General features: G+C 63.7%; 22 protein-coding genes and 2 tRNA genes. 10 read left to right on the top strand and 14 right to left on the bottom strand.

What is annotated here, in order from left to right; genetic code table 11:
• Positions 1–93: 93 nt before the first annotated feature.
• Positions 94–1869 (bottom strand): amino acid permease, encoded by a 1776-nt coding sequence (locus FDY95_RS05320; protein ID WP_394348388.1) that lies wholly within the window; start codon positions 1867–1869, stop codon positions 94–96.
• Between the two features lie 134 nt (positions 1870–2003).
• Between FDY95_RS05320 and FDY95_RS05315 the strand changes: the two genes are divergently transcribed.
• The 4 genes from FDY95_RS05315 (at position 2004) to FDY95_RS05300 (ending at position 5067) form a co-directional block, all read left to right on the top strand.
• Complete coding sequence (locus FDY95_RS05315; protein WP_138075684.1) at positions 2004–2702, top strand: carboxypeptidase-like regulatory domain-containing protein; 699 nt, start codon at positions 2004–2006, stop codon at positions 2700–2702.
• 57 nt (positions 2703–2759) lie between these two features.
• Positions 2760–3308, top strand: a complete 549-nt coding sequence (locus FDY95_RS05310) for a hypothetical protein (RefSeq protein ID WP_138075683.1) — start codon at positions 2760–2762, stop codon at positions 3306–3308.
• 79 nt (positions 3309–3387) lie between these two features.
• On the top strand, positions 3388–3936 hold the full coding sequence (locus FDY95_RS05305) for a carboxypeptidase-like regulatory domain-containing protein (RefSeq protein WP_138075682.1): 549 nt from the start codon (positions 3388–3390) through the stop codon (positions 3934–3936).
• 63 nt (positions 3937–3999) lie between these two features.
• On the top strand, positions 4000–5067 hold the full coding sequence (locus FDY95_RS05300) for a lipocalin family protein (RefSeq protein WP_138075681.1): 1068 nt from the start codon (positions 4000–4002) through the stop codon (positions 5065–5067).
• Positions 5068–5298: 231 nt separating this feature from the next.
• Here FDY95_RS05300 and FDY95_RS05295 read toward each other — a convergent pair whose 3' ends face one another.
• Entirely contained in the window at positions 5299–6483 is a 1185-nt protein-coding gene (locus tag FDY95_RS05295) for a sensor histidine kinase (RefSeq protein WP_138075680.1), read from the bottom strand.
• A gap of 411 nt (positions 6484–6894) precedes the next feature.
• Here FDY95_RS05295 and hemA point away from each other — a divergent pair, with 411 nt between their 5' ends.
• Positions 6895–8169, top strand: coding sequence for a glutamyl-tRNA reductase (hemA, locus tag FDY95_RS05290; RefSeq protein ID WP_138075679.1), 1275 nt, complete (start codon positions 6895–6897; stop codon positions 8167–8169).
• A 210-nt stretch (positions 8170–8379) separates the two neighbouring features.
• On the opposite strand, the gene FDY95_RS05285 is transcribed toward hemA, so the two are convergent.
• Positions 8380–8688 carry an ArsR/SmtB family transcription factor gene (locus tag FDY95_RS05285; RefSeq protein WP_059071745.1) on the bottom strand — a complete coding sequence of 103 codons (309 nt, stop codon included), beginning with the start codon at positions 8686–8688 and terminating at the stop codon, positions 8380–8382.
• Between the two features lie 257 nt (positions 8689–8945).
• Here FDY95_RS05285 and FDY95_RS05280 point away from each other — a divergent pair, with 257 nt between their 5' ends.
• Positions 8946–10172 carry a Glu/Leu/Phe/Val dehydrogenase dimerization domain-containing protein gene (locus tag FDY95_RS05280; protein ID WP_138075678.1) on the top strand — a complete coding sequence of 409 codons (1227 nt, stop codon included), beginning with the start codon at positions 8946–8948 and terminating at the stop codon, positions 10170–10172.
• A 183-nt stretch (positions 10173–10355) separates the two neighbouring features.
• Entirely contained in the window at positions 10356–11513 is a 1158-nt protein-coding gene (locus tag FDY95_RS05275) for a mechanosensitive ion channel family protein (RefSeq protein WP_138075677.1), read from the top strand.
• Between the two features lie 9 nt (positions 11514–11522).
• On the opposite strand, the gene FDY95_RS05270 is transcribed toward FDY95_RS05275, so the two are convergent.
• Complete coding sequence (locus tag FDY95_RS05270) at positions 11523–13112, bottom strand: DUF4139 domain-containing protein (protein WP_138075676.1); 1590 nt, start codon at positions 13110–13112, stop codon at positions 11523–11525.
• Between the two features lie 116 nt (positions 13113–13228).
• On the bottom strand, positions 13229–14128 hold the full coding sequence (locus FDY95_RS26900; RefSeq protein WP_138075675.1) for a TerB family tellurite resistance protein: 900 nt from the start codon (positions 14126–14128) through the stop codon (positions 13229–13231).
• Between the two features lie 340 nt (positions 14129–14468).
• On the opposite strand from FDY95_RS26900, the gene FDY95_RS05260 reads away from it, so the two are divergent.
• Together FDY95_RS05260 and FDY95_RS05255 are read left to right on the top strand one after the other, a co-directional pair.
• Positions 14469–14543 (top strand) — tRNA-Val (locus tag FDY95_RS05260).
• A gap of 58 nt (positions 14544–14601) precedes the next feature.
• Positions 14602–14679, top strand: a tRNA-Val gene (locus FDY95_RS05255).
• A 59-nt stretch (positions 14680–14738) separates the two neighbouring features.
• On the opposite strand, the gene FDY95_RS05250 is transcribed toward FDY95_RS05255, so the two are convergent.
• The gene (locus FDY95_RS05250) at positions 14739–16010 is read right to left on the bottom strand and encodes a hypothetical protein (protein ID WP_138075674.1); all 1272 of its coding nucleotides are present in this window, start codon (positions 16008–16010) and stop codon (positions 14739–14741) included.
• A gap of 81 nt (positions 16011–16091) precedes the next feature.
• Here FDY95_RS05250 and FDY95_RS05245 point away from each other — a divergent pair, with 81 nt between their 5' ends.
• The gene (locus tag FDY95_RS05245; RefSeq protein ID WP_138075673.1) at positions 16092–17726 is read left to right on the top strand and encodes a hypothetical protein; all 1635 of its coding nucleotides are present in this window, start codon (positions 16092–16094) and stop codon (positions 17724–17726) included.
• Here FDY95_RS05245 and coaE read toward each other — a convergent pair.
• The 8 genes from coaE to FDY95_RS05205 form a co-directional block, all read right to left on the bottom strand.
• Entirely contained in the window at positions 17680–18321 is a 642-nt protein-coding gene (coaE, locus tag FDY95_RS05240; protein ID WP_138075672.1) for a dephospho-CoA kinase, read from the bottom strand. The genes FDY95_RS05245 and coaE overlap by 47 nt on opposite strands.
• A 52-nt stretch (positions 18322–18373) precedes the next feature.
• Positions 18374–19354, bottom strand: a complete 981-nt coding sequence (locus FDY95_RS05235; RefSeq protein ID WP_138075671.1) for a YbbR-like domain-containing protein — start codon at positions 19352–19354, stop codon at positions 18374–18376.
• 36 nt (positions 19355–19390) lie between these two features.
• Positions 19391–19711 carry a preprotein translocase subunit YajC gene (gene yajC, locus FDY95_RS05230; protein ID WP_138075670.1) on the bottom strand — a complete coding sequence of 107 codons (321 nt, stop codon included), beginning with the start codon at positions 19709–19711 and terminating at the stop codon, positions 19391–19393.
• A gap of 94 nt (positions 19712–19805) precedes the next feature.
• Complete coding sequence (locus FDY95_RS05225) at positions 19806–20327, bottom strand: DUF1573 domain-containing protein (protein ID WP_138075669.1); 522 nt, start codon at positions 20325–20327, stop codon at positions 19806–19808.
• Positions 20328–20586: 259 nt separating this feature from the next.
• On the bottom strand, positions 20587–21588 hold the full coding sequence (locus tag FDY95_RS05220) for an isocitrate/isopropylmalate dehydrogenase family protein (protein WP_138075668.1): 1002 nt from the start codon (positions 21586–21588) through the stop codon (positions 20587–20589).
• Positions 21589–21701: 113 nt separating this feature from the next.
• Positions 21702–22016 carry a YtxH domain-containing protein gene (locus FDY95_RS05215; protein WP_138075667.1) on the bottom strand — a complete coding sequence of 105 codons (315 nt, stop codon included), beginning with the start codon at positions 22014–22016 and terminating at the stop codon, positions 21702–21704.
• Between the two features lie 265 nt (positions 22017–22281).
• On the bottom strand, positions 22282–23472 hold the full coding sequence (nusB, locus tag FDY95_RS05210; RefSeq protein ID WP_138075666.1) for a transcription antitermination factor NusB: 1191 nt from the start codon (positions 23470–23472) through the stop codon (positions 22282–22284).
• An 89-nt stretch (positions 23473–23561) separates the two neighbouring features.
• The gene (locus FDY95_RS05205) at positions 23562–24653 is read right to left on the bottom strand and encodes a Glu/Leu/Phe/Val dehydrogenase dimerization domain-containing protein (protein WP_138075665.1); all 1092 of its coding nucleotides are present in this window, start codon (positions 24651–24653) and stop codon (positions 23562–23564) included.
• Positions 24654–24856: the final 203 nt, after the last annotated feature.

Here is a 24856-nt window from a genome sequence, read left to right as displayed (position 1 = left end):
AACTCAAGTATACCTCGCCCGCGGCCGGCAAACAAAAAGCCCGGCGCCGGGCGTTACCGCCGCGGCGCCGGGCCCAGGCTAAGCCTTTGAATCTTAACGGGCCACGGCCGGCCGGTTCAGCTTGCTGTGCTTGAAGCCGTAGTTGAAGTAGATGGCCAGGCCGATGATCAGCCAGGCCCCGAACAGCAGCCAGTTGCTGATGCCCAGCTGGGTCATCAGGTAGAGGTTGGTGAGCAGACCGAGCACCGGCAGCAGCGAGAGGTTTTTGCGGAACGACACCGCCGCCACCCACACGCAGGCCACGAGGAACACGAGCATGGGAATCTGGTGGCGGAAGCCTTCGTAGCCCTCCGAGAAGCTCACCATGCGCCAAAACTCGTTGACGTTGTCGCGGTTGTACACGAACACCAGCCCGCCCACGATGAGCAGCAGCAGGGGCACCAGGAATTTACCGTTGAGGTAGGGTACCTTGAAGCGGGCCTCCGATTTGCCGTGCGGGTCGATGACGAGGATGCCGCCGCAGACCAGCGCAAAGGCGAAGAGGGTGCCGATGCTGGTCAGGTCGATAACCAGGTCCATGTTCAGCAGCATGGCCGGCACGCCCACGAAAAAGCCCGTCACGATCGTCGAGAACGAGGGCGTGTGGTACTTCGGGTGTACCCGGGCAAACACCTTGGGCAGCAGCCCGTCGCGGCTCATGGTCATCCAGATGCGCGGCTGGCCGATCTGGAACACCAGCAGCACCGAGGCCATGGCCAGCACCGCCGACACGGCCACGATTTTGCCCAGCCAGGTCACGCCCACTTTGTTGAACACGTAGGCCAGCGGGTCGCCCACGGCCAGCTCCTTGTAGTTCACCATGCCCGTCAGCACCAGCGTGATGATGACGTAGAGCACCGTGCAGATAACCAGCGCGTAAATCATGGAGCGCGGCAGGTCGCGCTGGGGGTTCTTGCACTCCTCGGCCGTAGTGCTGATGGCGTCGAAGCCGATGTAGGCGAAGAACACCGCCGACACACCCTTGAGCACGCCGCCGATACCGTTCGGGGCGAAGGGCGACCAGTTTTCGGGCTGCACGTAGAAGGCGCCCACCAGGATAACCACGGCCACCACGGCCAGCTTCAGCACCACCAGCAGGTTGGAGGCATTTTTCGATTCCTTGATACCCACGTACACCAAAGCCGTAATAGCCAGGGTAATAAGCCCAGCCGGCAGATCGAGCACCAGGCGCAGACCGCCCGGCAGCTCGGGCGCGGCGGCCCAGGCTTTGTAGCCTTCCAACTGCGCCGCCGAGGCTTCAGCCAGCGGCTTGCCGGCCTGCATCAGCGCCAGCACCTCGTTGTAGTGCTTGTGGGCACTCTGCATGCCCATGGTCAGCCAGATGGGCAGATGCACCCCGATGCCGTCGAGCAGGCCGGTGAAGTAGTCCGACCAGCTGATGGCCACCACGATGTTGCCCACGGCGTACTCCATGATCAGCGCCCAACCGATAATCCAGGCCGCCAGCTCGCCGAAGGAGGCGTAGGCGTAGGTGTAGGCCGAGCCCGAAACGGGAATGGTAGCGGCAAACTGCGCGTAGCACAGGGCCGAAAAGGCGCAGGCAATGGCGGTGAAAACGAACAGCAGCGACACGGCCGGGCCGCCGTCGTGCGAGGCGTTGCCGATGGTACTGAAGATGCCGGCCCCGATGACGGCGGCAATGCCCAGGGCCGTCAGGTCGCGCACCGTCAGGTGGCGGGCCAGGCCATGCTCGCCGGGGTGCGAGCCGTGCAGGTCTTCGTCGGCGGGCGGGTTGGCCAGCAGGTCGGATAGCGCCTTGCGCCGGAACAGGCCGGCCGAGCGCGTGGGAGGAAGCGTAGAGGGAGGCAAAGCGGGGAGAATAGAATTTGGAGGCCCAAAAGATAGAAAATAATGCGGCGGCGTTGCGCGTTGGCTTTTACCGGCCGCTTCGAGCTTCGTTATTTAGAGCCGGTTTCTGTCGCCTATATTCCTACTCGCTGCTGATGGCTACCCGTCTCTCCGTCCCCCAGCCCTGCCCCACCGACTGGGCGCAGATGACGCCCGTCGCCGGCGGCCGCTACTGCACCTCCTGCGAGAAAGTCGTGGTCGACTTCACCCGCATGAATGAGGCGGAAGTACTGGCCTGGCTCGGCCGCCACGGCCGTACCTGCGGCCACTTTCGCCCCAACCAACTAGCTCATAATCAACGGCCGCGCAACTGGGCCGTCTGGCTGGCCGCCGCCGCCGTGACCTTGGGCGCCTGCGAAACGCCCGCGCCGGAACAGCTGCAGCTCCGGACGCCGCCCGCCGCCACGCCCGCTGATGTGCTGGTGCACGGGCAGGTAGTTGACCTGAATTCCGGCCGCCCCCTTGCCGGGGCCTACATTACCAGCCTGGCCGACAGCAGCGTGCAGACCCGCAGCGACGCCGCGGGCCGTTTCGCGCTGCGCCTGCCGCCCGCCCTGCGCGACTCCATGCTCTACGTCACCGCTTCCGCCGATGCCACCCACGATTACCACATCGGCCGGCGCGTGCCGCTGGCGGCCGAGCTGACGGTGCGCCTGCGCGGCCTGGAAGCCGTGTTGGGCGAATCCCACCTGGCACTGGAACCCGGGGAGACGTTTGTACCGCACCGGCCGAAGTCGCTACCGCCCCCACCCCGCGTGTCGACTATCAAGTTTACGCCTCCCGAAGCGGAGTAGGCAGTATGGAATCAGGTAGGGCGGCGCATCCATTCGGGGCACTCAAGACCCCGCCCGATGCCGGATTCCTCCCTTGTCGTTACCGTACCTCAGCCCTGCCACGAAAACTGGGAGCAGATGACGTCCGCCGGACGGGGCCGCCACTGCCTCGCCTGCCGCAAAGTAGTCGTTGATTTCACCCGCATGAGTGATGCGGAACTGCTGCGCTGGTTTTCTCACGCCACCGACAATGCTTGTGGACGCTTCCGGCCCAATCAGCTCGACCGTCCGCTCATCACTCCGCCCCGGTTGCTCCCGCGCTGGTACCACTGGCTGGTGGCTGGCGCCGTGGTTTGGGCAACCCTGACTCCAACCGCTGCCGCTGCTCAGCGGCCTATTTGGCCCGACCAGCACTTGCGCCCCTTGTTTGTTCGGCTGCAGGCGCCGCGTGTTGCCGCAGCGCCGCTCGCCGAAGCGACAGAAACACAATTCGATGCGCCAATCCGGTACGCCCAGCCGCTGCCGATGCCAATTATTATGGGTGGTGCCGTTACGGGCGTCCGCATCACGGTCCTGGCCGAGCCGCAACGGCTACCCCTGCTCCAGCTGGAGGACTGGTTGCGCTGACCGCGTTCGACGCAACGCACAAAGCCTGCTTAACCTTGACCCGAGCATTACGTACCTTGCGCGCCCCTATTCCCTATTTATGCGCTTTTCCGATGATTCGGCCGGTTTCAGCCGCACTTATGCTCTTACTCATATCCTCTTAGGGCTAGGAGCTACCCTGCTGACGGCTGCCGGCCGCCCAAACCCGGCCCCGCCACTTCCGATTCAGCCAGCGCCTGCCCAATCGGCCTCAAAAACCTCGTCGCCCGACACCACGGCCTACCGCCTGCGCGGGCAGCTGCTCGATGCCTATACCCAGGAACCGCTGCCCGCCGCCGCGCTGTGGCTGAAGCACTTGGCGCTGGGCACCCAGAGCGACGAGCAAGGCTACTTCGCCTTCGAGCTGACGGCCGATCAGCTGGCCGAAAGCCCCACTGACACCCTCCAAGTCAAAGCCACCGCGTTTCGGCTGCGGGCGGTGCCGGTGCTGTTTCTGCAGCAGTCCGCCGATTCGCTGCTGCGCGTCGTGGTGCAGCGCGACTCCGTAGTGACGCAGCCTCGGCCGCTCCCGGGGCTGCCCCGGCGCGAAGTCCGCCGGTTGGGCAAAGCGACTTCGCGGCCTGTGCCGCAGCGCGCTTCAACCCAGTAGCGGAGCCGTCGGCCCGGGCCGGCTGACCGAAACTTTTCGGGCGCACGGGGGCTTATCCTGCCGATGAACAAGCTGCTTTCGGCTGCCACCGCCCTGCTCCTGCTTACCGGTCCCACCGGTTGTATTCTGAAGCCTACCGCCAAGCACGACAAATTCGCCGAGCGCGCCCAACTGCCCCAGGAAGAAGCCGTCCACCCGCGCAACTCCGTGGAATGGTGGTACTTCACCGGCCACCTGCGCGACGCCCAGTCGGGCGACCAGTACGGCATCGAGTACGTGTTCTTCCACTTCAACCCCTCGGGCAAGCGCGACTACCTGATGGTGAACGTGGCCGTGACCGACCCCAAGCACCAGCGTTTTCACTACGACTACGCCCTGCAACCCCAGGCGCGCATCCTGCCCGATTCGCTGCCCGTGCGCCTGCGCCTGCCCAAGCAGGACCAGCTCTGGCAGCTCGACGGCCAGGAGGGCCGCTACCAGCTGCAGGCCCAAATGACCACCCACCCCGGCACCAGCTTCGCCCTGACGACCACGCCCGCCAAGCCCGTGTTGCTGCACGGCGGCACCGGCTACGAGCAGTACGGCCCGCTGGCCAAGGCCGGCTACTACAGCTACCCCCGCCTCACCACCACCGGCACCCTCACCCTCGACGGCCAGCCCCGCTCCGTGACGGGCGAGCTGTGGTACGACCGGCAGTGGAACTGCGGCTCGGTCAACAAGCGCGACATTGCCTGGGACTGGCTCAGCATTCAGCTGCACGAAACCGGCGACGACCTGATGCTCTACACCGTGCACCAGAAGAAAACCGGCGAGCATATCGGCGGCGGCTCCCTGTTCGGCCCCAAAGGCGAAAACCAGCACCTGGAAGAAAAGCACTTCACTCTGGAGGCCCTCGACCACTGGCTCAGCCCCGGCACCGGCCGCCGCTACCCCGCCCGCTGGCGCGTGCAGGTACCCGCCCAAGGCTACGACCTGACCGTGGAGCCGCTGGTGCCCCAGCAGGAGCTTAGCCTGAAGCTGTTCAAAGCCCTGCCCTCGCTCAACTATTGGGAAGGCATGTGCCGCGTCACCGGCACCCAGCACGGCAAGCCCGTCACCGGCAACGCCTACGTGGAAATGACGAACCGGTAGGCAGCTGAGGCAATACGCCCGTCATCCTGAGGCGAAGCCGAAGGACCTTCCTCACACTCTGCACCAACCAAGAAGCGCAGCCACCAACGCTCTGACGTTGGCGGCTGCGCTTTGTCGTTCCGGCTAAGTAACGTCGGCACTTCGTCGGCAGCGGCGGTGCAAGGTTCGAGGAAGGTCCTTCGGCTTCGCCTCAGGATGACGGGATTTTCTATCCGTTTCTTAATCACATAATCACCCGTTCAGCAGCACCCGGAACGTGGTGCCCTTGCCCACCTCCGACCAGCGCACGTACAGCCGGCCCTTGTGGTAGTTCTCGATGATGCGCTTGGCTAGGGCCAGCCCGAGGCCCCAGCCACGCTTCTTGGTGGTGTAGCCGGGCTGAAATACCGTCTCGAACTTGCTCTTCGGAATGCCCTTGCCGGTGTCGGTGATGTCGAGGGCAATCTGCTTGTTGCTGCGCCCGCCGTGGCGAATGATGAGGGTGATGGAGCCGCGCCCGTCCATGGCGTCGACGGCGTTTTTGCAGATGTTCTCGATAACCCACTCCAGCAGCGGGACATTCACTTTGGCCGTGGTGTCGGGGTCCAGCAGGCTTTCCACCTTGAACACCACCTTGCGCGACACCCGCACCTTCAGGTAATCAATGGCCCGCTCGGCCACCTCGCGGATGTTTTCGTCCTTGAGCACCGGCACCGAGCCGATGTTGGAGAAGCGCTCCGTGATGATCTGCAGGCGCTTCACGTCCTTGTCCAGCTCTTCCACCACCTCTTCGCCCGCGAAGCGCTCCGAGGACCGCATGTAATCCACCCAGGCCAGCATACTGCTCAGCGGGGTGCCCAGCTGGTGGGCCGTTTCCTTGGCCAGGCCCACCCACACGCGGTTTTGCTCGGCCCGCCGCGAGGTGCTGAACACGAGGTAGGCAATGACGGCCAGCGAGGCAATAACGCCCAACTGCACCAGCGGGTAGGTACGCAGCTGCGTCAGAATCAGCGAATCCTTGTAGTAGATGTAGTTGCGCTGGTTGCTACTGATCTTGATGACGATGGGCGGGTGCTGGGCCTTCATCTCTTCCAGCTGCCCGTGCAGAAAGGCCTGCCGCCGCGTTTCGTTCAGGCCGCTGGGTACCGTGATATTGCGCGAATCCACGATGTTGCCGTCGCCGTCGGCCAGAATCACCGGGATATTCGAGTTTTCCTGGATGATTTCGGTGCGCAGAAAATCCGTCGTGGCGTCTTCCTGCTCGGTGCCAATCAAAAACCGCTGCGTGCGGGCGTACCGGTCGATCTGCTGCTGCTCCCGCTCCGCCAGGCGGCTCACCAGCAGGTTGGTATACACCACCGTGACGGCACCGATAATCAGCGCCAGCACCACGATAAGCAGCTTAATCCGGGATTTTTGGTCGTAAATGGGAAGCACAGGCAAAGGAAAAGGCAGCCGCAGGCAACCAAACCGGTTACCCCAACGCGTACAGCAACTGCGAAAGTACGCAGCCCTGCTCTCCACCGATGCCTCCCCGCGCCATTCGGCCCCGCCCGCCCGTCGATATTATTCTGCCGCCGGCCCCGCGCCGGGGTTGGCGGCCCACATCATTTGGGGATTGACGCCACCCCGCGTCTCTATATACCTTTAACCCGTTGCTCCCAAGCGGCTTAAACCAACCGCGATGCAAATGATTTTTGTCACTTGCCCGCGCTATTAAGCCGTTTTAACCCGCTAAAAACGCAGTTCACCCCGACGCCGAACCACGAAGGTTGTTTTCGGGTTTTCACCCTTGCGAATTGCGCCGTAATTTTGTCGTCCACTTCTACGTCGCCCGTAGCTCCCGCTATGACCCACCCGTTCAAGGCCGTAGGGCTATCCTATAAAACCGCACCCCTCGCGATTCGCGAGCTGATTGCGTTGGATGAACCGGCCTGCCGTCGTTTCCTCGACACGCTGCACCAGCAGCTTGGCCTCGCGGACCTGCTCGTGCTCAGCACCTGCAACCGCACCGAAATTTACTACGCCGCCGAGCGCGACCAGAGCCCCGCCATCATCGAGGCCCTCGGCCAGCTCAAGGGCGTAGTCGACATTGCCGACTACTACGAGTACTTCAGCGTCCGCAACAACTGCGACGAGGCCGCCCGCCACCTCTTCGAGGTAGCCATGGGCCTCGACGCACAGGTGGTGGGCGACCTGCAGATCAGCAACCAGGTGAAGCAGGCCTACCAGTGGTCGGCCGATGCCGACGCGGCCGGGCCCTTCCTGCACCGCCTGCTGCACTCGGTCTTCTTCACCAACAAGCGCGTACAGCAGGAAACCGCCTTCCGCGACGGGGCCGCATCCACTTCCTACGCCGCCGTGGAGCTGGTGGAAGAGCTGACCGCCGACGTGGCCAACCCGCGCGTGCTGGTGGTGGGCCTGGGCGAAATCGGCGCCGACGTGTGCCGCCACCTCGCCGGCAACAAGAACTTCGCCGATGTGACCATCTGCAACCGCACCCGCTCCAAGGCCGAACTGCTGGCCGCCGAGTGCGAAGGTCTGAAGGTCATCGACTTCGAGAACCTGACCGAAGCCCTGCGCGAGTCGGACGTGGTCATCTCCTCCATTGCCCGCGACACGCCCTACTTCACCGTGGAGCTGGTAGAGCGCCTGGAAGTGCTCAGCTATAAGTTCTTCATCGACCTCTCGGTGCCGCGCAGCATCGAAGCCGACGTGGAGCGCGTGCCCGGCGTGCTGCTCTACAACATCGACTCCATTCAGTCGCGCGCCTCGGCCGCGGTGGAGCGCCGCCTGGCTTCGGTACCGCAGGTGCGTAGCATCATCGAAGAAACCCTCGCCGGCCTCGACGAGTGGAGCCGCGAAATGATGGTGGGCCCGGTGATTCACAAAATCAAAGGCGCCCTGGAAAGCCTGCGCCAGGAAGAGCTGGACCGCTACCAGAAGAAGGTGTCGCCCGAGGAAGCCAAGCGCCTCGACGACATCACCAAGAGCCTGATGCAGAAGGTACTGAAGCAGCACGTACTGCAGCTCAAAGCCGCCTGCAAGCGCGACGAAGCCGACCAGCTCATCGACGTGCTCAACGACCTCTTCGACCTGGAGCGCCAGCAGGCCACGGCCTAAAGCCGGTTTTGCAGGTATGATATGTAGCGCCACCGCTAACCAGCGGTGGCGCTGTCGTTTGGGCCAGGAACAGCAGAACGTCAGCACGCGAGATGTCTCGGCAAGCTCGACCTGACGGGCTGAAATTTAGGCCGCCATCAAAAAACCCGAAGGCCCTGCTTCTCGCTGGAGAAGCAGGGCCTTCGGGCTCATAGCTAGGTTGGGCGTCCCTTACATCGTGTCGCAGCAGCCTTCGAGCGTATCGATTACGTCGAGCAGCTTCGGGATGGAGAGGGAGTAGTAGATCTTGGTGCCGACTTTGAAAGACGAGAGGATGCCGCGGTCTTTCAAGGTGATAAGGTGCTGAGATGCAATGGCCTGAGGTAAGCCGAGCGTGCGGTAAATTTCCGTCACGGTCATTTTATCTTCTTTACCAAGCAAATCAACGATGGCCAGGCGCTTGGGGTGAGCCAAAACCTTGAGCATCGCGGCAGCCTTATCCACTTTTTTCGATTCTACGCGCGAAAGCAGTGGTTTCATGGAGACGTACAAAGGTGGAGTGTGGAGCCGTAGCGAATACGGTACGGGTAATACGTGCTTCCTATAGTCTAAAGTTCCTATACAGCCCGGCTTTTTGCCTCATTTCGGGACGACTGACTTTCTCTGAGGTTGTTGAAATACAAAATTCACCGATTGCGCGGGTGGCTGTACCTTTGGCCCGCCGCCGGAGTTTTCGTCCCTGGAGAAGCCCCGGCCGGCAGTTCCCACCCATTTCTCTCCCCCTTTTCCCTGCCTCCATGCGCGACCTGCTGGCCACCTTCGAAAACAAGCGTCCCGAAATCGTCTTTGAGTGGAAAGACTCTGAAACCGAGGCCGAAGGCTGGGTGGTCATCAACTCCCTGCGGGGCGGGGCGGCCGGCGGCGGCACCCGCATGCGCAAGGGCCTCGACAAGCGCGAGGTGGAAAGCCTGGCCAAGACCATGGAGGTGAAGTTCACCGTGTCGGGGCCGGCCATCGGCGGGGCCAAGTCGGGCATCAACTTCGACCCGCAGGACCCGCGCAAGCGCGGCGTGCTGGAGCGCTGGTACCGCGCCGTGATTCCGCTGCTCAAGAACTACTATGGCACCGGCGGCGACCTGAACGTGGACGAAATTCATGAGGTCATTCCGATTACGGAGGATTACGGCTTGTGGCACCCGCAGGAAGGCATCGTGACGGGGCACTACCGCGCCAGCGAGCCGCAGAAGATTCAGAAAGTGGGGCAGTTGCGCCAGGGCGTGATTAAGGTGGTCGAGGACGAGCAGTACACCCCCGACCGCGCCCGCCGCTACACCGTGGCCGACCTCATCACTGGCTACGGCGTGGCCGAGGGCGTGCGCCACTACTACCGCCTCTGGAAAGACCAGGACGTGCGGGGCAAGCGCGCCATCATCCAGGGCTGGGGCAACGTGGGCGCCGCCGCCGCTTACTACCTGGCCCAGCAGGGCGCCATCGTCACCGGCATCATCGACCGGGCCGGTGGGCTGCTGAAGCCGGAGGGATTCTCGTTCGAGGAAATCAAGGACCTGCTGCTGCAGCGCCAGGGCAACGCGCTGACGGCCGACAATATGCTCTCGTTCGAGCAGGTGAACGAGCAGATCTGGACCTCGGGCGCCGAAATCTTCGTGCCGGCGGCGGCTTCGCGCCTGGTTACGCGCGCCCAGGTGGAGCAGCTGCTGGCCGGCGGGCTGGAAGTCATCAGCTGCGGGGCCAACGTGCCCTTCGCCGACCCGGAAATCTTCTTCGGCCCCACCGGCGAGTACGCCGACGCGCACGTGGCCGTGGTCCCCGACTTCATTGCCAACTGCGGCATGGCGCGCGTTTTCGCCTACCTGATGGAAACCAACGCCGAAATCACCGACCAGGCCATCTTCGGCGACATCTCGCGCACCATTCTGCGGGCCCTGGAGCGCGCCCACGCTCAAGGCCGCGAGCTGCACCTGGCCCGCACCTCCTTCGAGCTGGCCCTGCGGCAGCTGGTGTAACCCGACGAACCCAGAGCAAAGCAACTAAAACCTCATGCCGAGCGCAGCCGAGGCATCTCGCGTGCTGATGTCGGATAGTAATTTTCTCGTTCAACGATGATTTTACTCTCGGGCGTCAGCACGCGAGATGCCTCGGCTGCGCTCGGCATGACGTTCTGTAGTAACGCTTGAGCCTTTACTCCTATGAAGATCCAACAGGTTCTTAATCAGCACTTCTTCGGCAACACGTTGGGGCAGTACATGGTCAGCGGCATCATTCTGCTGCTGGGCTTTGGGCTGCGGCGGCTGCTCTCGCGCATCGTCTCCAAGGTCTTCTACCGCGTCATCAAGCGCTACACGGCGGGCGTGACGGAGCAGGAGCTGAACGACTTGCTGATTCAGCCGCTGTCGGTGCTGCTGTTCCTGTTCACGCTGTTCCTGGCCTTCAACGTGCTGGATTACCCCACGTCCGTCACCGACGACCTGGCCCGCTCCACGCCCTGGCCCAAGAAGCTGGCCTTTGCCGTGTACCAGACCGGCGTGATTTCGGCCCTGGCCTGGGTGCTGCTTCGCCTCATCGACTTTGCCGAGCTGGTGTACCGCCGCCGGGCCGAGCTGCTGACGGCCGCCAACACCCGCCTCGACGCGCAGTTCATCCCCTTCGCCAAGGATTTCATTAAGGTCATCATCCTGATCATGGCCTTCCTGGTGATGCTGGCCCAGGTGTTCGGGGTCAACGTGACGGCGCTCATCGGCGGCCTGGGTATCGGTGGTCTGGCCGTGGCCTTCGCGGCCAAGGAAAGCCTGGAAAACCTCATAGCTTCGTTCACCATCTTCCTCGACCGGCCCTTTCAGGTGGGCGACTTGGTGACGGTGGGCGGCATCACGGGCACGGTGGAAAAGGTGGGCTTCCGAAGCACCCGCCTGCGCACGGCCGAGAAAAGCTACGTGACGGTGCCCAACAAGTCGATGATTGACAAGCCCTTGGACAACCTCTCCCTGCGCACGGCCCGGCGCGTGAGCTTCACCCTGAACTTCAGCCACGACACCACCCGCGAGCAGCTGCTGGCTATTGCCACCGAGCTGCACGATTACCTGCGCCGCCACGACCGGGTCATCCCCGAGGAGGTGCAGACCAAGCTCACCGGCCTCACCCAAACCGGCCGCGACCTGACGGTGCAGTACTTCGTGCAGGTGGCTACCTACGACGAATACCTCGACATCAAGGAGGAAGTCAACTACCGCATCCTCGAAATCGTGGAGGCGCACAACGGCTCCTTCGCCACCAATACCACCGTGGTGCGCATGCTGGCCGACCCGGGCATCAGCTCGGGCACGGCGCCCAGCGGCTCGGTGCTGTAAGGCCGTGGGTTAGCGGAATTTGGGCGACTTGATGCGGACGCGGTGGTTGATGATGTTCACCTCCTTGTCCTTCGGAAATTCCACCTCGAAGCTGAAGCGCAGGCGTTGGCTGGTGTTGGGCGCCATGTTGAGGTACCAGGTCAGCCGGCCGATCCGCTCTTCCACCTGCGCCCCGCTGGCTTCCAAGATCTTCACCTGGATTTCCTTTTCGCTGGACACCGGCACCTGATCCTGGATTTTGATGCGCACGGCCTCCGGGTGCAGGTTGCGCACGTTCAGCTCGTAGGTCAGGCGCACGCGGCGCTTCTGGCTGCCCACGTTACGGCTGAAGTCTTCCAGCTTGGTGCGCCCGATGATAATGCGGTCATCGTAGCCCAGCGAGGTTTCCAGCGAGTCGTTGTAGGCACGGTCTTCGAGGTCGGTGTCGCCCACGTAGGCGCCCCGGTAATACACTTTGGCCCGTTCGGGCAATTGCAGTCCTTCCCAGCCCGATACCTTGGTTTGCAGAAATACCTTCTCCGACATTTTGGGCAGGGCCAGGTATTCGGGGCGCCCGGACAGCGTCAGGGCCGGCATGGTGATGATGCGGTTGGCGTAGGAAGCCAGCGTAATGGGTTCCGGTACCTCGTAGCGCGTGCTCTGGGCTACATCCACGGGCCGCCCGGCCGACGAGCCTTTCACCACAAATGCGTCGATGCGGCCCTCGCCGCCGTGGTCGTCGTCGCCGTCGGTGTCCAAGGTCCAAGGCTCCATTTCGGGCTTGGTCACGTCCATTTCCATGTACTGGTTGATGAGCGTCAGCTTCACGCGCGGCCAGGCAATGCCTGTGCGGTTGCGCACTTGGCCACTGGAAATAAACTGCACCTCGCGCCCGGTTTCGTTGGCGCGAATTTCCAGCGTCGGGCGCCAGGCAGAGCGGCTCGTGAGGGCGTAGCGCAGCGTGAGCGGGAACGTGCCGGCGCGGGCCGTGCGCACGAGCAGCAACAGGGCTTTGTCGTCGCCGGCCGCCGCCACTTTGGCGCGCCGCTCCAGGGCCGTAGTTAGGCTCTTCAGCCGGCTCTGGCGAGCTAGCAAGCGGTTGTTTTCCAGCTGAATGGCCACTAGCCGCGTCCGTAGCAGCGTAGCGCCTTTTGCCAGCTCCGTGCTCCAATTGGCCTGCGTGCCGGCTGGCAACACGCGGTTGGCCAGCAGCAGGGCCTTTTCTTCCTCCAGCCCCTTCAATTCTGCTTCCAGCTGCACCAGTTCTTCGTTGGTGCGGTTTAAGCTGTCAGCCGCGGCGCGGTTGGCGGGCGTCGGGGCCGGCACTGGGCGCGGGGTAGCATCGTCTTCCTCGTCGTCGTCCGCCCCTACCGACAGCAGCTCAGCCCCTTCGCCGAGGCGCACTTCGATGGATTCGTTTTCGTACCCGCTCGCCACCCCAAGCACGGCCACGCGGCTGGTACCCGCCGGTAGCGTGAGGCTGCCCTGGTGCTCCAGCTCGGAGCGGTTCAGGTATAGCGTAACGGCCTTGAGCGCGGGGCTGGTTTCTATCGCACGGCGCGTTTGGGCGGCGGTGCTGAGCGAAGCGGTCAGTAACAGAAACAGTAGCGGTATTTTCATGCAGAATGCAGCAAAAAGGAATGCGGCAAGATGCACAACTCGGCGGTAACAACAAACCGGCCGGCTCCCCACGCGGGAAGCCGGCCGGTTGCGTAATATTTGGCTGGAGCAGGTTATCAGCGCCCGCCCAGCAGGCCGCCGAGCAGGCCACCCAGGCCGCCATTCATCAGGCCGCCGAGGCCGCCGCCGCCGGTGCTGCGCGGGCCCATCTGCGAGTTGCCGCCGAGGCCGCCGAGCACGCTCATCAGGCCGCCGAGGCCGCCACCGGGCACGCCGTAGCCGGCGGGTTGCTGGCCGTAGGTGCTGCCGCCCCCGCCGCCCATCATGCTGCCCAGCACACCGCTGCTGAGTACGCCGCCCAGCAGTCCACCGAGGCCGCCCATCCCGGACGAGCCACCGCCGCCGAGCACGCTACCCAAGCCACCGCCGCCGCCCATCATGCCGCCGAGGCCCCCGCTTCCACGGTTGCCGCCCATCACGCGCGACAGAACCATGGGCGCGGCCACCGCAATCAGGCCGCCCAGGGCCGCCTGGGGCGGAATGCCCACCGAGCGCAGCTTGTCGCCGAGCGAATCCATGAGGCCCTGCGGCGCCTGTTCGGGCTGCTGCACCTGGGCCTGCTGGGTCTGGTGCACCACGTTTTCGATGGTCTGCACCTGCTGCTCGTTCACGCCCAGGTACTGCGAAATTTTATTGACCATGGCCTCCTCATCGTTGGCATAGGAGCCATCGGCGCGGGCGAAGCTGACGAGGTCCGTCACCAGCGAGTAGCGCAGGTTGCTGCCGCGCAGCTGGTCGAGGTTGGCCTTGATCGTGTCGTTGGTGGAGTCCTGCGCGGCCTGCAGCACCTGCTGGGTACTCTGCGGCGAAAGGCCCATCACCTGCGCCATCTGGCTCAAAAACTCGCCTTCCTGCTGCGAGGCTTGGCGGTCGGCGGTGGCGAGGCTGGCAATGACGCTGAGGTAGGCCGTCTTTTCGGGCTCAGCATACTGGCTGAATACTTCTTCGGGCTGCATGGCGGGTAGGCGTTTGGAAAAGGATGAGAGGGAAAGAGCAAGTAGCGGCAGTGCTGCCCTTAACGCAGCCCGGCCACTAAATGTTGATAAGCGGCTGCCCGGGGCAAGTCCTAACGGTTGCCGCAGTTCCCGGCTGCTGCTCGGGCTTATGCCGATTTCCCCGTTTGGCCTGACGGCTCAGCTTTTTTACTCTCTGGATCTATTTTTTTATTCCTGATTCTGAAAACGTTGCCGTAACACAGGCTGCAGCCCGGCCGAAATTGCCCGAGCGGTGTTGCTCTTTCCAAAAACACCTGCCATATTTGCATCCACAAACGGGGCTACCACCCCGGATGTAGCCGGGGGATTAGCTCAGCTGGTTCAGAGCATCTGCCTTACAAGCAGAGGGTCGGCGGTTCGAACCCGTCATCCCCCACACTGAAAGACAGCCACTTAGTGCACCTAACTAAGTGGTTTTTCTATTAGCAGTTTCCGGGAGGTTAGCTCAGTTGGTTTAGAGCGCTTGCTTCACACGCAAGAGGTCGAAGGTTCGAATCCTTTACTTCCCACCATCAAACGACAGCCACTTAGTCCTGCGACTGAGTGGCTGTTTTGCGTTGGTCACAGTTTATCAGTGGTCTTGCCGGGTGCGCAACCGCCACCAGGTAATCAATGGAAACAATACGAAGGCCGGCTCGGCGAACAGGCGCCAGCGGTAGCCCACGAAAAACACCAGGCTCAGCAGCAATACCACCGCCACCGGCAGCAGCAGCAGGGCATCGGGCCGCTGGAAGCGCAGGCCGCGCCAGCGCAGGGCGGTGGCCAGCAGGCTCAGCAGAAAGGCCAGGTGTACCGCTGCCGTCAGCGGGTGGTAGCGGGTGCGGAAGTCGTCGGCCACGAAGTTTTCGGGGCTGAAGAACACCAGCAGTTTGCGGCCCAGCAGGCGCAACTCGGCGGCGGGGTGCTGGCTGATCCACTCTCGCGCCAAGTGGGCCCGGGCCTGGCTTTCCTGGTACTGGTCCAGTCGCGGCAGCTGCGGAATCTGCTGGCGTACCCAGCGCGCGAACGGCCGGCCGGGCTCGTCCCAGTCGAACATGAAGCGGCCCTGCGTGACGGGGTTGTGGCCCTGCAGCAGCTCGAAGCCGGGCTGGGTGCTCAGGATGTAAGCACCGAACAGGCGGTGGCTTTTGACAAAAATGGGCAAATACAGCAGCAGCGTCAGGGCCAGCGTGAGCAGGGCCGGGCGCCATACCTGCCGCAGATATTCCCGGCCCCGGCGGTAGGCGTACCAGAGCAGCAGGGCGAACAGTCCGCCGTACACGGCCAGCAGGTAGCCACGCAGCAGGCAGGACGCGGTGACTACCGCCGCCAGTAGCAGCGCCTTGGGCAGCGGCAGCGGCCGGCCTTCAAGCAGGCGCAGCAGCTGATACGTGACCCACACCAGCGCGGGCAGGCAGAGGTTCTCGTACCAGAACCACGCCCCGATGTACCAGAGCACCGAGGGGTACAGCGTCAGCAGCAGCCCGCCGAACCAAGCCGCGGGCGGCGGCAGGCGGTACCAGCGCAGAATCTGTTGGGCGTAGCGGAACGTGACTATGCCGCCCAGGGCCGTGAGCAGGTACACCGCCGCCGTGAAGTAGTGCCGGGGCAGGCCGAGCTTGAACCAGGCGGCGTACACCCACACCGGAAAGCTGGCGTGGAAGGCATCGGGCCGGAGCTGCTGGCGCAGAGCGTCGTAGCTGACGTAGCCGCGGCCCTGCAGCCAGTGCTCGGCAATGCGGGCGTTGCGCACTTCGTCCCAGTTCCACTCCAGGCCGGGGTTGTTGTGCCAGAGCAGCGCCAGCCGCAGCACCACCAGCCCCAGGGCCAGCAACCAGAACCACAAAGGCCGACGACGTACCATGAGCGCGAAGGTATCGGCTGGGCGCCAAAGCGTGCTGCCGCGCCGGCCGCTACCTTTGCGCGTCCGCCGTTTCGTCTCCTGATGCCCGCCGCCCCTGCCCCGCTGCTTTCCGCTTTCCGCTCCGGCCGCTGGCTGGTGCCGGCGTTTTTTGGGGCGGTGCTGCTGCTGGGCCTGCTGCTGCACCGCGACTACGGCGTGTCGTGGGACGAGCCGGTGGACCGGCTCAACGGCATGGTCAATGCCAAGTACGTGGCCGAGAAGCTGGCCCCCGCCGTGGCCCGGCGCCAGGACAACTACGCGCTGATTCCGGACCTGGCCACCTACCCCGACCAGGACCACGGCGTGGTGTTCGAGCTACCTTCCATCCTGCTGCAGAAGCTGTTGCGCTTGGAAGAGCCGCAGCAGGTATACTGGACGCGCCACCTGCTCATCTACCTGCTCTACACCGGCGGCCTGCTCGCCTTCTACGGCCTGGCCCGCCTGCGCTTCCGCGACTGGCGGCTGGCCTTGCTGGGCACGGCCGTGCTTTACTGCACGCCGAGGCTCTTCGCCGATGCGTTTTACAACGCTAAGGACGGACTGTTTCTGGCCTTTTTCACCGTAGCCATGTTCACCCTGGCCCGCCTGCTGCGCCGCCCCACGGCCGGGCGCGGCCTCTGGCACGGCGTGGCGACGGGCGCGGCCATTGCCCTGCGCGTCAACGGCGTGCTGCTCGTGCCGCTCACCCTGCTGGGCCTGGCGCTGTGGCTTTGGCAGCACCGTGGCGCCGGAAGTCGGAGCCTGCTGCCCGCCGCCGCGCTCTGGCTGCTGCTGAGTGCGGCCGCCACCGTGCTATGCTGGCCGTACCTGTGGGAACAGCCATGGTCGCATTTCATGCAGGCCTTCAGCAACTTCCGGCAGTTTTCGCGCGGCGCCTCCACCGTGCTTTACGGCGGCGGCTGGGTATCGGCGCTGGATCTGCCCTGGCACTACGTGCCGTGGTGGCTGCTCATCACCACGCCGCTGGCCTACACCGCCGCCTTCGTTTTGGGCGCGGTGGCGTGGCTGCTGCGCTACGGCCGCCGCCCGCTGCGGGTGCTGCGTACCTACGCCGGCACCCTCGACGTGCTGACCGGCGCCTGGCTGCTCGGGCCGCTGGTGGCCGTAATTGCGTTCAACTCGGTGCTCTACGACGGCTGGCGTCACCTGTATTTCATATACCCCGCCTTCGTGCTGGTGGGGCTGCACGGCCTGCAGGCGCTGCTACGCGCGCGGCGGCAGTGGCAGCGCCCCCGCTGGCGCCCCCTGGCGGCCGGCGTAGCCGCGCTGCTGGCCGCCGGGGCCCTGGAGCCGCTGTGGCGCCTCGTACGCGACCATCCCAATCAGCAGCTGTATTTCAGTTTGTTGTCACCGGCTACCCTCGAAGCCGGCTACGAGCGGGACTACTGGGGGCTGACGTACCGGCAGGGCCTGCAGTGGATTCTGGACCACGACCCGGCCGCGCAGATTACCGTGCACTCCTACCGTCCCGAGCCGGTGTACAACAACATGCAGGTACTTGATCCGGCCGAGCGGCAGCGCCTGGTGCGCGTCGCCCCGCAAAACGAGGCCGACTACTTCATCAGCAACTACCGCTGGCACCCCGAATCCTACGCCGACTCGATGGGCCAGGAGGTGTACCAGCTGCGCGTCAACGGGCTGAAGGCGCTGTCGGTGTTTCGGCGGACGCGGCGGTAGCGGCCAGGGCCAGCAGCTGCGCGTGCAGCGCTAGCACCTGCGGTAGCACCGGCTCGGCGTCGTCGTTGCGCACCACGAAGTCGGCCCGGCGCAGCTTTTCCTCCTCGCTGAGCTGCTTGCCGATGATGTTGAGCACGTCCTGCGCGGTGCGGTGCGGGTCGCGGTGGAGTACGCGCTGCTCGCGAATGGGCTGCGGGGCGTACACCGTGATAATGCGGTCGAGCTGCTGCCAGGAGCCCGATTCGTAGAGCAGGGCGGCTTCCTTGAGCACGTAGGCGTGGCCGGCATGCTGCTGCGCCGTGGCCCAGGCGGCGAAGTCGTGGCCCACGCGCGGGTGCACCAGGGCGTTGAGCCGGGCCAGCTGCTCGGGGTTGTTGAAGGCCAGCTGAGCCAGGAAAGCGCGGTTCAGCCCGGCCTCATTGTAGGTGTCAGGGCCGAAGGCTTCTTCCAGACTGGCGCGCAGCACCGGGTCGTGGTTCATCACCCACTTGGCGCGGGTGTCGGCGTCGTACACCGGCACGCCGAGCAGGGCGAACAGGCGGCAGACCACCGTCTTGCCCGAGCCGATGCCACCGGTAATGCCAATCTTCAACATAGGCTGAGGCCGTCAGTGAATAGTAATCGATAGCCCGGCCGGGCGCAGGCGCTTAGTCGGCGTCACGGGCCGGGGCCGGCAGCACCTTGGCCGTGGAAGCGCCGCCGATGCGGGCTCCGCGCACGGTGTAGGGCAGCGGCCGAAACAGCAGCTGCACGGTGGAATCCTGGTGGCGCAGCTGCCGGTAATCGGCAAACACCTGCACCTGCTCCAGGCTGAGCCGGGCCGAGTCTTCGGGGAAATACTCCACCGTCACGGCCACCTGCGCGGGCTGCAGGCGCAGGGCGGTATCGGCCGGAACGTTGTGCAGGGTGGGCGTCACCAGCAGCTTGCGGGTGCGCACGGCCCGCGGCTGCAGCTTCACCTGCACCTGCTGCACGTCGGTTTCCACCAGCGCCGGCCCGCCTATGGGCACGATGATGGTGCCGTCGGAGCGGCCGGCCGGGGCCTTGGGCAGGTGCACCTGGTAGTAGTTCGGCAGGGCATTGAGCGTAGTGGCCGGCCCCCGGAAAGTCACCACCGCCGGCTCGAAGCGCGCCGCGTAGGGCAGGGCCGCCCCGTTGGCGGCCGGGCTCAGGCGCAGCGGCAGCTGCCGCGTCACCAGCTGGTCGAACTCGAAATAAACCGTGTCGGTGAGCACCGCGTTGAGCTGCAGGCTTTCCATGGCCCCCACCAGGCCGGGGCGCAGGGTGCTGCCGGCAATGGCCCCGCTCCCCAGGGGCCGCCGCACGATTACCTCGGCGGGCCGGATGTCTAGGCCCAGGGTGTTGCGCAGCAGCTTCCAGCCGCGGCCCGTCACCTGCACTTCCACCAGCGTGGGCAGCGGCCGCACCGGGATGAAGCGCGCCTCGTCGTAGTGCCATTGCAGCGGGTAGCCGATGCGGGTGGTGTAGGTTTTGTTGAGCGCGTTGAGCAGCCACAGTATCACGGCCGCCAGAAAGCACGCCGTCACCACCCGCCAAAAGCTGCGCTCCGGCTCCGACAGCGGCCGGATAAACCATTGGGCCAGAGAACGGGCGGCTTGCAGGGGCATGGCTTTCTAGTGGGGAGAAAGCACCAATATAAGCACTTAGGCGGCCGTCTCGCCCGTCTTGACCCCGCCGAGCTGCCGGGCAATGGCCGTGCGGTCGAAGGTCAGGCGGGTGCCCTTGTCGACTTCCAGCGTCACTTTGTCCTCGCTCAGCTCCACTACCCGGCCGTGCAGCCCGCCAATGGTCACCACTTGGCTGCCTTTGCTCAGGCCCTCGCGCAGCTTTTTGGCCTCAGCCGAGCGCTTCTGCTGCGGCCGGATCATGAAGAAGTAAAAGACGCCCAGCAGCAGCAGCGGAAACGCGTACTGCAGAGGGCTGTTCGAGCCCGACGGGACTTGCAGAAGAAGAGAAAGAAGCATGTGTTCAGGGTAGGAGTTAAAAAGGGTGTGAGTTTAAGAGTTGATACGAGACCTAACTCGTACCCTCTTAAACTCACACCCTCACAAACCGAAATTACTGGCGAACCGGGCCGGCCGCGCCGTCGAGGACGGTGCCTTTGATGGTCACCACCGTGGTGCTGGGCTGGGTGTTGGCCGTTACGGTCACGGTCTTGTTCTGCACGCCCGCCTTGCCGTGCGAGTCAAACTGCACGTCGATTTTGCCTTTGGCGCCGGGAGCTACGGGCTCTTTGGGCCACTGCGGCACGGTGCAGCCGCAGGAAGCCTGGGCGTTGTCGATGAGCAGCGGCGTCTTGCCGGTATTGGTGAATTCGAAGGTGTGCTTCACCACCTCGCCCTGCTGAATCGAGCCGAAGTCAAACTCCGATTCGGCGAAGGTCAGCACCGGTGCGTCGGGGTTCGGGGCGGCGGTTTCGGCGGCCACGTTGGGGTTGTCCACGGTGGGGTTGGCCGCGTCGGCGGCCTGGGTAGCGGCCTGGTTCATGCCGGCCTCGCCGACTTCGGTTTTCTGCTGGTTGCAGGCGCCCATGGTGAGCAGGCCGGCGGCCAGCAGGGCGGAGAACAAAGTGCGTTTCATGGAATGGGCTAAGTGAAAACGGCGCCGCGGGTCAGGGCGACGCCGCAGACGTTCAGGCCAAAGATACGGCAATAGGCAGTAGTGCAAACGCTCTTGGCTAGAACGACAAAACAGAACGTCATTCCGAGCGCAGTCGAGGAATCTCGCGTGCTGATGTTTGATAGTATTTTTCCCGTTGGCGAGAATTTTACTACCTGGCGTCAGCACGCGAGATTCCTCGACTGCGCTCGGAATGACGTTCTGGGATTATCCGCCCGAATTACTTCAGGTTGTTAATCACGTTCTGGGCAAACTGCTGGGTGGAGGCCGCGCCGCCCAGGTCGCCGGTGCACTGCTCCTTGTGGCGCAGCGTCTCGTTCAGCGCGTTTTCGATGCGCGTGGCCGCTTCCTTCTCGCCCAGGTGCTCCAGCATCAGCAGGGCCGAGCGCAGCAGGGCCGTGGGGTTGGCAATGCCCTTGCCGGCAATGTCCGGGGCCGAGCCGTGCACGGCTTCGAAGATGGCCATGTCGTCGCCGATGTTGGCGCCCGATACCACCCCGAGGCCACCGACCAGGCCCGCGCACAGGTCGGAGAGGATGTCGCCGAACAGGTTGGTCGTCACAATCACGTCGAACTGCTCCGGCTTGGTAACCAGCTGCATGCACATGTTGTCGATGATCTTGTCCTCGTACTGAATCTGCGGAAACTCGCGGGCGGCTTCGGCGGCAGCGTCGAGCATAATCTTGCCCGGCACCTTCAGGATGTTGGCCTTGTGCGCCAGCGTTACCTTCTTGCGGCCGTGCTTGGCGGCATAGGCGAAGGCGGCGCGGCAGATCTTGCGGGCCCCGGCCACCGACACGCGGGCAATGGAGTCGCCGATGCCGTGGTGCTCATCCCACAGCTCCAGACCGGCGTACAGGCCCTCGGTGTTTTCGCGAAATAGCACGATGTCGATGCCCGAATAGCGCGAGCTGATGCCCTCGGTGGTTTTGGCCGGGCGCAGGTTCTGGTATAGGTCGTACTTCTGGCGCAGCGACACGTTGATGGAGCGGAAACCCTTGCCCACCGGGGTGGTGATGGGGCCTTTCAGCGCGACGCGGTTTTTTTCCAGCGAATCGAACAAAGCTTGCGGCAGCAGCTCGCCCGACTGATCGAAGGTAGTCTGGCCGGCGTTCTGCTCTTCCCACTGCACGGGGACTTGAGCGGCGGCGAAGATGTCCTGCACGGCGCGGGTGATTTCGGGGCCGATGCCGTCGCCGGGGATGAGGGTGATGGTATGCATGACGAGGAGAATGGGCAAAAAGCGAATGTGCTAATGACTAATGTGCCGATGTGCTAATGATGAAGGGGAGTTTCATTAGCACATCAGCACATTAGTCATTAGCACATTCCGAGTTACAGCGTCGTCCGACGCGAGTTGATCTGGTTGATGAGCTGGTCCACGTCGCCTAGCAGCTGTTCGGCCTTGTCCTTGGCGTCGCGGATGACGCGCTGGCCCTCGGCGCGGGCCGAGGACGGACCTTCGTCGGTGCGGCTGGTCACGAGGCTTTCCGTCAGGTCGGCCAGGATTTCGCGGGTGCGCTCCAGCTGATAGCTCAGCCAGCTGCGCGTTTCGCGGCCTTTTTCGGGGGCGAACAGGAGGGCAACGGCGGCCCCGGCGAGGGCGCCGGTCGTGAAGCACACGATGCCGGTAGTGGTTTTGCTGGCCATGGGGCGGAGCGAAAAGGGAGGAATGGAATGCGCGGGCAAGGTAATAAACCTACGCGCTCAACGGTAGCCGCGGGCCGGGGGTTTTGCACCTGAGCTTTATCAGCCCGTCAGGTCGGATCCTTCAGCACGTCATGTCGAGCTTGTCGAGACATCTCGCGTGCTGATGCCAGATAGTAGCCCAAACTAGAAGATTACTATCCAGCGAGATTCCTCGGCTTCGCTCGGAATGACGTTCTTTTAATAAGCGCCCTGCCAGCCCAGCCGCCTACTGGTTGTCCAGCAGGCCGCGGCCCGACTTGCGGATGGCGCCGCTGGCCTGCAGGTCCTGGGCCAGCTTGTCGAGGATGCCGTTGACGAACTGCTTGCTCTTGGGCGTGCTGTAGAGCTTGCTGATTTCGATGTACTCGTTGATGGTCACCTTCACCGGGATGCTGCGGAACAGCTGCATCTCGCACAGGGCCATCTTCAGGATAATCTTGTCGAGCAGGGCCACGCGCTCCACGTCCCAGTTCTGCACCGCGCCGCTGATGAGCTGCTCGGACTTGGCGTCGTCGGCCAAGGTCTGCTTGTAGAGCGTTTCGGCAAACTCCTTGTCTTCCTTCCAGTTGGCCGAGAGACTGAGCAGTTCTAGGGTTTCGTCGGTGCCTTCCTCCAGCATCTTCAGCGTCTTCACCACCAGGTTCTTGACGATGCTGCGGTTTTCCTCCCAGTTCAGGTCCTGGGCTTCGAGCAGCGCCGGAATGGCCTCGCCCTTGAAGACGTAGGTTTTGTAGATGTGCTTGAGAATTTCCTGCTCGGCGGCGTAGTCACCGGCCGGGGCCGCGAGGTAGCTCAGCAGCTCCGGGTCGTTGCGCATTTCGTTGCGCCAGGCGCTGCGCAGGGCTTCCATTTCGTCTTCGCCACCCCACTGCAGGGTGCGGCGGATGGTTTGCTCCTGCAGCTGCTTGTTGGCTTCGATTTTCAGCGCCACCGGGTTCTGCTCCAGCTTGGTGGTATCGGCCACCTGGTCTTTGTTGGGCGTGAAGCGGCGGGCTTCGCGGCTGCGCTCCTCTTCCAGCACCAGGCGCAGGGCGGCGGGCAGGTTGAGCAGGTGCAGGTACTGGTCGTGGATGCTCTCGGTAGCCTGCAGCATCTGGCCCAGGTAGAAGGTGGTTTCCTTCTGCACCTGCTTCTGGTAGTAATTGATGGCGTCTTTCACGGCATCGTTTACCTCCTTGTTGTCCAGCTCTTCGGGCGCCTGCGTACCGCCGGCCTTATGCCATTCCTTAAAGCCCACTTCGGCCATCTTCTGCTGCCCTTGCAGCAGCCGACGGTCCTGGGGAATCATGGAGTTGAGGTCAGGCTGAAAAGCTTCGCCAATGCGGTCCAGGGCCAAGAGGTAGTCAGACGACACGGCCTGGTCGTAGGCGTAAAGGGCCTGCATGACTTTGATGCGAAGCGTACGGCGGTTGAGCATGAGTAGGGGTTGTCAGTTGCAAGTTGTCAGTTGTCAGTGCCCGTCAACGATGCTGACTGACAACTGACAACCGACAACTGACAACTCAATTAGTATGTCGATTTCACCCGGCCGATAGCGGCAATGCGCTGCTCAGCCTGGCGGATAGCAGCCGCTTGCGGGTGCAAGCCTTCGGCGGCGGCTTTCTCCAGAACCTGGAGAGTGTAGTCGTAGATTTTTTCGGTCTGGGTGAGGGCACCCTGGCGGTTGCTGCCCGTGACTTCGGAGTACACGTTGATCAGGCCGCCGGCGTTGATGAGGAAATCCGGGGCGTACAGGATGCCGCGGTCCACCAGGGCCGGGCCGTGCACGTTCTCATCCTTGAGCTGGTTGTTGGCGCAGCCGGCCACCACGTGGCATTTCAGCCGGTCGATGGTGTCGTCGTTGATGGTGGCCCCCAGGGCGCAGGGCGAGTAGATGTCCACGTCCTGATCGTAGATGTCATCGAGGCCGACCACTTTAGCGCCGAACTTAGCGCCGGCTTCCTCGGCGCGCTCCTTGTAGTAGTCGGTCAGCACGATGTGGGCGCCCTCCTTGGTGAGGTGCTCCAGCAGGTAGGTGCCCACGTGGCCCACGCCCTGCACGGCAATGCGCTTGCCGGCGAGGCTATCCGAGCCAAACGCCTTCTTGGCGGCGGCCTTCATGCCCATGTAGGTGCCGTAGGCCGTTACCGGCGACGGGTCGCCCGAGCCGCCCATCGATTCGGGTAGGCCGGCTACGTGCTTGGTTTCCATGCGGATGTACTCCATGTCCTTGGTAGTCATGTTTACATCCTCGGCGGTGATGTACTTGCCGTTGAGATTCTGCACGAAGCGCCCGAACTTGCGCAGCAGGGCTTCGGTCTTGATGGTTTTGGCGTCGCCGATGATGACGGCTTTCCCGCCACCCAGGTTGAGGCCCGAAATGGCGGCCTTGTAAGTCATACCGCGTGAGAGGCGCAGCACGTCGTTGAGGGCTTCGGCCTCCGAGGCGTAGTGCCACATGCGCGTGCCGCCGAGGGCGGGCCCGAGCACGGTGTTGTGAATGCCGATGATGGCCTTCAGACCGGTTTCGTGGTCGTGGCAGAACACGACCTGTTCGTGCTGATAGTCAGCAATCTGACCGAAAATGCTCGTCTCGGGCAGGGCTTGAATCTCAACCATGGGGAAAATGATTTGTGGGAATGGGTAGGGATGATTGGGGGGGCGCGTCGGTTATCGACTCGGTTACCTACGTTTTTCCGCACAAAAGGGAGTCATGGCCGGTTTGCAGACTACTGACTTCCCCCTGCGCAGTACCTTTGGCCACCGCTCCGAAACCGGCTACAAAGGTAGCCCGTTTTTTCCGACTACGCCCAGCCCGAACG

The organism is Hymenobacter jeollabukensis, from assembly GCF_005771675.1.
GTDB classification, from domain to species: domain Bacteria; phylum Bacteroidota; class Bacteroidia; order Cytophagales; family Hymenobacteraceae; genus Solirubrum; species Solirubrum jeollabukense.
The sequence above is the reverse complement of the archived record's forward strand: the minus strand, read 5'-3'. Positions and strand labels throughout refer to the sequence as shown.